The sequence below is a fragment of the Streptomyces sp. GC420 genome (genome assembly GCF_009916105.1).
Classification (GTDB): Bacteria; Actinomycetota; Actinomycetes; order Streptomycetales; family Streptomycetaceae; genus Streptomyces.
The window spans coordinates 1-6,414 of the sequence record NZ_JAAAXQ010000409.1; the positions used below are offsets into that span (position 1 = coordinate 1).

Annotated in this window: 4 protein-coding genes and 1 pseudogene; 3 read left to right on the forward strand and 2 right to left on the reverse strand. The window is 73.6% G+C overall.

What is annotated here, in order from left to right; genetic code table 11:
* A pseudogene (locus GUY61_RS32585) lies at positions 1 to 533 on the reverse strand (protease); the annotation flags it as partial.
* Positions 534 to 709: 176 nt separating this feature from the next.
* On the opposite strand from GUY61_RS32585, the gene GUY61_RS32590 reads away from it, so the two are divergent.
* Positions 710 to 2,668: an NAD-binding protein gene (locus GUY61_RS32590; protein WP_398957708.1), complete on the forward strand. Its 1,959-nt coding sequence runs from the start codon at positions 710 to 712 to the stop codon at positions 2,666 to 2,668.
* A gap of 74 nt (positions 2,669 to 2,742) precedes the next feature.
* Here GUY61_RS32590 and GUY61_RS32595 read toward each other — a convergent pair whose 3' ends face one another.
* Positions 2,743 to 4,539, reverse strand: coding sequence for a S8 family serine peptidase (locus tag GUY61_RS32595; protein ID WP_166633927.1), 1,797 nt, complete (start codon positions 4,537 to 4,539; stop codon positions 2,743 to 2,745).
* A 533-nt stretch (positions 4,540 to 5,072) separates the two neighbouring features.
* Here GUY61_RS32595 and GUY61_RS32600 point away from each other — a divergent pair.
* Together GUY61_RS32600 and GUY61_RS32605 are read left to right on the forward strand one after the other, a co-directional pair.
* Positions 5,073 to 5,693, forward strand: coding sequence for a DedA family protein (locus GUY61_RS32600; RefSeq protein WP_166633928.1), 621 nt, complete (start codon positions 5,073 to 5,075; stop codon positions 5,691 to 5,693).
* 136 nt (positions 5,694 to 5,829) lie between these two features.
* A complete protein-coding gene (locus tag GUY61_RS32605; protein ID WP_166633930.1) occupies positions 5,830 to 6,246 on the forward strand; it encodes a VOC family protein in 417 nt (138 codons plus the stop codon).
* Positions 6,247 to 6,414: the final 168 nt, after the last annotated feature.

The following is a 6,414-nucleotide window of genomic DNA, read 5'->3' on the forward strand; positions in this document are numbered from 1 at the left end:
GGGCCGGACGGTGGGCCGGCGTGCGCGGGCGCATCCATAATGACCCTGGCCAGCACATTGAGGAACCAGGTGAGCTGCCGGCTTCGCTCATGACGCCGTTCGAGGTTGTCGTGGATGTCGCTGGTGCGCGGCTGTTTCCGGAAGCGGCCCTCCAGGGCGTCCTCGACACCCTGGGTCCCCTCGGTCAACGCGATCTCCCGGGCGCTGCGCACCACGCCGCAGAGGTTGGTCATCGGCACCACGGCCCGCACCAGCTCGTCGAGCGTGAGCCTCGCCGCCACGAAACTGCCGGACGCGACGGGCTGGCACTCGGTCATGCCGAGGCTCCAGAAGTGGTCCATGACGCGCTGGATGCCGTGCTCCTCATTGATCGCGAGGATCAGGTCCTCCCGGTGCTCGTGGGACTCCTGCCGCGGAGGACCGGGTTCGGTGAACGCCCGCCAGGCGTCGAAGCGGACGGGGCAGTCGGTCGCCCACGGCACGGGAACCCGGCCGTCTCCGTAGAACACCGCCTCAAGGTCGTCTCGTTGCATGGGTGCTCCCGGTCGGCGCTCCCGAGTCTGCGCAGAACGCGGCCGCGCTTCTCCATTCTGCGTCCGCGGCGGGGCTCCCGCCACCCGGCACCGCCGCACGCACCGCCGCACGCGCCGCCACCCGCACCGCCACCCCGGTGCGGAACCTTGCGGCGGGTCACGGCACTCTACGGGGTGTGACCTCACTGCCTGACCAGCATCACCGGCCGGCCGACGACCAACTGCCCGCGCGCGGAGGGCACATGGTGGTGTGCGGCGACGACGCGCTGGCCCACAGGCTGGCCGCCGAGCTCCGGGACGTCTACCGCGAGCGAGTGACGCTCCTCGTCCCGCCGGCGGGTGAGTCCCTCCGGCCGACGATCTCCGTGCCGGGGCGTGGCCCGGCCCGTGCCACCGCGCTGCTCGGCCGGGTGTCGGCCGTCCTGACGCGCGCCCCGGGAGGCCGGCCGCCGGAGGTGACCGATGCCGGGGTGCTCGAGGCGCCGGAGCCCGACGAGACGGCGCTGGCCGAGGCCGGGGTGGAGCGTGCGGCAGCGCTGGCCCTGCTGCACGAGGACGACGAGACGAACATCAGGGCCGCGCTGATCGCCCGGCGGCTCAACCCGCGGCTGCGACTGGTGATCCGGCTGTACAACCGCAAACTGGGCCAGCACCTCGCCGAGTTGCTCGACCAGGCGGCGGCCGTCGCCGATCCCACGCTGGACGCGGCGGAACTCGACGCGGCCACCACCGTGCTCTCCGACGCGGACACCGCCGCGCCCGCGCTCGCGGCCACCGCCATAGCGGGCACCAGCAAGGTCGTCCAGGCGGACGGGCTGCTGCTGCGGGCCGTGGAGCGCGCCTCGTCCGGGCCCGGCGAGCCCGCGGGCCCGGGACTTTGCACACTGGCCCTGCTGTCGTCCACGGCCAGCGACCCGGCGGGCGTGGAGGGTTCGGACAGCAGCGGCGCCGAGGGGCCGCTGCTGCTGCCCGACGATGCCACGGTGGCCGCGGCGACCGGGAGGAACACCGTGGTGCTGGAGGCCGTCTCGCACACCGGCCCGGGGCTGCCGCCCGGCCGGCTGGGCGACCGGATGCTTCCTCTCGCCTCGCTGTTCTCCCGGAGGCTGCTCTGGGCGGTCGCGGGCCTCGGCGCGGCGGTGCTGGCGCTGGCGGTGGCCTCGGTGCTGACCACCGGCGACTCCCCGCTGCACGCCGTGTACCTGACGCTGCTCGACGTCTTCGCCATCAACGACCCCGCCGTGGAAGCCCCCGTGGGCCGGCAGCTGCTGCAACTGCTTTCCGGGCTGGCCGGGTTGCTGCTCCTGCCGGTGCTGGTGGCGGGTGTCCTGGAGGCGCTGGGCTCGTTCCGCAGCGCCTCGGCCGTACGCCGCCCGCCCCGCGGGCTCTCCGGGCACGTGGTGCTGCTGGGTCTGGGGAAGATCGGCACCCGCGTACTGGCGCGGCTGCGGGCGCTGGACATCCCCGTGGTGTGCGTCGAGGAGGACCCGGCGGCCCGCGGCCTGCCGCTCGCACGCCGGCTGCGGGTGCCGGTGGTGATCGGCGACGTCACCCAGGAGGGAGTGCTGGAGAGCGCGAAGGTGCACCGGGCACGGGCGCTGCTGGCCCTGACCAGCTCCGACACCACCAACCTGGAGGCGGCGCTGTACGCGCGTACGGTGAAGCCGGACCTGCGCGTGGTGCTGCGCCTGTACGACGACGACTTCGCCACCGCCGTCTACCGGACGCTGCGCGCGGCGCATCCGCAGGCGCTGACCCGCAGCCGCAGCGTCTCCCATCTCGCGGCGCCCGCCTTCGCCGGGGCGATGATGGGGCGTCAGGTCCTCGGGGCCATCCCGGTCGAGCGCCGGGTGCTGCTCTTCGCCGCCGTGGAGGTCGCGGGTCATCCGCAGCTGGAGGGCCGTACGGTGGCCGAGGCCTTCCGCGCCGGGGCGTGGCGGGTGCTGGCCCTGGACACGGCCGACCCCGGTGACCGGGTGGACGACCTTGCCGCCACGCGCGGCCGGCGCTCGGGCAACCTGGTCTGGGACCTTCACCCCGGCTATGTGCTGCGGCCGCAGGACCGGGTGGTGCTGGCCGCCACCCGCCGGGGACTGGCCGAACTGCTGGGCCGCCGCCGGTCCGTGGGGCCCTGAGGCGGGAACGGCGAGGGCCGGCCGGTGTGCGGTGCACACCGGCCGGCCGGATCGTCGCGCGGGTGGCGGGCCGGTCAGAAGGTCAGCGACCAGCCGTTGATCTTGCCGGTGTCGGCCGAGGCCGCGTCGCGCACCCGCAGCTTCCAGGTGCCGTTGGCGACCTCGGAGGAGGCGTTGACCGTGAAGGTCTGCTTCACGTCGTCGGCCGATCCGCCGCTGCGGTTCAGCATGTTGTACACCGATCCGTCCGGGGCGACCAGGTCGACGACCAGGTCACCGCGCCAGGTGTGGGTGATGTCCACCGTGACCGGGAGGGTGGAGGGGGCGTTGCCGCTGACTCCGCTGACGGTGATCGGCGACTCGACCGCGGAACCGGCGTCCGGGATGGCGACGGACGTGGTGCTGCTGAAGGTGGTGCCGCCGCCCGAGCCGCCGCCGGACACGGCCGCGACCGTCGCGGCGGCGTCGGCGAGACCGGCGCCGCAGCCGCCGGTGCAGGTGCCGGGCAGGGCACGGGCGTTGGTCTTGATGGCCGACTCGATCTGCGCCGGGGTGAGCGCGGAGTCGGCGGACTTCACCAGCGCGGCGAGACCCGCGATGTGCGGGGCGGCCATGCTGGTGCCCTGGTAGTAGGTGTACGTCTCGCTGCCCGGGGTGGTCGTACCGGTGTTCAGCGTGGACAGGATGCCGTTGGCGGTACCGGTGCTCGTCTGGCCGCCGGGGGCCGCGATGTCCACGACCGAGCCGTAGTTGGAGTAGGAGGCCTTGGAGCCGGTGCGGTTCAGCGCGGCGACGGAGATGACGTTGTTGCAGCTCGCCGGGGAGTAGTTCGCGGCGTTGGCGTTGCTGTTGCCCGCCGCCACGACCACGGTGGTGCCGCGGTTCACGGCGTTGGTGATCGCTGTCTGGGTGGCGGTCGAGCAGGAACCGGAGCCGCCCAGGCTCATGTTGATGACCTTCGCGACATTGCCGTTGGCGGGCACGCCGGAGACGGTGCCGCCGGACGCCCACGTGATGGCGTCGATGATGTCCGAGTCGTAGCCGCCGCACTTGCCGAGGACGCGCACCGGCGAGATCTTCGCGTTGTACGCGATGCCGGCGACACCCTTGCTGTTGTTGGTGACCGCGGCGATGGTGCCGGCGACGTGCGTGCCGTGCCAGGAGGAGCTGCTGGACCCGGTGCCCGTCCCGCACTCGTCGGTCGAGTACCAGTCGCCCGGGTCGGCGGGGTTGCTGTCGCGCCCGTCGCCGTCGGCCGACACGAAGGTGTCGGCGATGAAGTCGTAGCCCCCGACGATGTTGGCGGCCAGGTCGGAGTGGGTGACGTAGCCGGTGTCGATGACGGCGACCGTGACGCCGCTGCCGGTGGAGGTGCTCCAGGCACCGGGCACGTTCATGCCCGCGGTGGCCTCGAACAGGTCCCACTGCTTGGCGTACTCGGTGTCGTTGGGGTCCGCCAGCGGCTTGTTCAGCCGGTCCGGCACGACGTAGGCGACCTGCGGGTCGGCCTGGAACTCGTCGATGACGTCGGCGGCCTCGGCCTCGGTCAGCTCGTCGCCCAGGTCCACCAGCGCGGCGCCGGTGCCGAGACGGCGCTGGAAGTCCAGGTCCTCGCCGGCCTCGCGGCCCTTCGCCTCGGCGTCGGCGGACGCGGCGGAGTTGGACTTGGCCTCGGAGGCGGACGACTTGTAGCCGACGATCAGCCGCTCGACGGGGGCCTGGGGAGCGGCGGCCTTCTGCGGGGCGGCGGTTTCGGCCTGGGCGACGGAGACGGCGGCGGTGCCGGACAGCAGCGCCGCGGAGACGGCGGACACCGTGGCGACGGATATCAGTCTCCGCCGCGCGGTGCGCGGAGTACGAGAAGTACGCAAGGGCTTGCCTTTCGGAGCCGGCTCCGGGCGTGGCGGAGCGGCGGTGTAACGCTTCGTCGTCGAAGCGGCGGGGGGGATGGAGCGAAAGGAATGCTCGGGTACGCGTGGGCCGGCCTGGCGCGAGCGATCCGCGGGGGTCTCCTTTGGATCAGCTGTGCCCGAACAGTAGGCAACGCCCAGGTCCGGCGGATACGGGGGAAACCCTCGACCTGTGCGTGGAGGGATTTCCCCCGCCGGGCGGTTCACCCGAAATGGCCCGCCCTACGGAAGCCGCCGCACGCCGCACGCCACACGCCACAAGCAGCGGACAGCGGACAGCGGGCCACCGTGGCGTGACGTCCCGTCATCGCCGTCCGGCCGGGGGACGTGGTGCCACGCCCCGCACGCTGGATCCCGGCGCTCCCCCGGCCGACCGCGACCGGCGGCCGGCGGTCGGCGAGCCGGTCTCCGGCACGCGGGGAACGGTCGCCCGGAGGGCGGCCACGGGCGCGGATCAGCTCCGTTCGCGGGCGTCCGGCACGTACGGTGAGGCCATGGCCCCGCCGCTGCCAGGTCCGCTGGCGAACCTGGTCCCGCTGCTGGAGGACCACGGCTATGTCGCGCTCGGCGTGCTCGTCCTGCTGGACAACGGAGGCATCCCGGTGCCCGGCCAGACCATCCTGGTGCTGGCGGCCGCCACCGCGGGGACCGGACGGCTGGACATCACCGTGGTGCTGACGGTGGCGGTCCTCGCCGCGGTGGCCGGGGACTGCCTCGGCTACCTCGTGGGCCGCAGCGGCGGCCGGGCCTTCGTCAGGCGCTGGGGCCGCTACCTCCTGCTCACCCCGGCCCGCCTGGAGAAGGCCGAGGACTTCTTCGACCGCCGCGGCCCGGCCGTCGTCACCGTCGCGCGCTTCGTCGACGTCCTGCGCCAGACCAACGGCATCATCGCCGGCACGGTGGGCATGCCCTGGCGCCGTTTCCTCGTGTACAACGTGCTGGGCGCGGTGCTCTGGGTCGCCGTCTGGGGCGGCCTCGGATTCGCCGCGGGCACGCGCATCGGCGAGATCTACGCCTGGTTCGTCCGCTCCCAGCTCACGCTGGTGGTCGCCGCCTGCGCCCTCCTCATCCTCCTGGCCACCCGCTGGTGGCTGCACCACCGCAACGACCGCTGACCGTTCCTGAAGACTGCGCGGGGGACCCGCGCGCCACCGCGGACCCGGAACGCCGCGGCGCGGCCGGCGTGACCGATTCGTACAAGACCCGGCCCCGGAAGGTTCCTACGGTGGTGGCATGAACACCGAGCACACCGTGACCGCACGCTTCGACCTGATCGGTCTGATCGTCTCCGACATGGCGGCCTCGCTCGCCTTCTACCGCAGGCTGGGGCTCGACATCCCCGCCGGCGCCGAGGAGCAGCCCCACGTGGAGACCACCCTGCCCGGCGGGCTGCGCATCGCCTGGGACACGGAGGAGACCATCCGGTCCTTCCACACCGGGTGGGAGCCGGCCCGCGCCGGTGGCGGCCGGATCGGACTGGCGTTCCGCTGTGCGGACGCCGGAGCCGTGGACCGGCTGTACGAGGAACTCGTCGCGGCCGGCCACCACGGAGAGCTGAAGCCGTGGGACGCGTTCTGGGGCCAGCGCTACGCCGTGGTGCGGGACCCGGACGGCAACGGCGTGGACCTCTTCGCGCCCCTGGGGGCGGGGCCGGAACAGCACTCCTGAACGCTCCGCCCGGAGTCCGGTGCGTCACCCGCGGGCCGGCCGCGCCCACGCGGCGGACCCGCATGTCGTCGGCCCCATACCCGTCCACCGCGAGGGGCCGCCGAACCGCACCGGACCTCGCCGGGCCCACCCGGCCGCACGAACACGACCCGCCACCCACCCGACCAC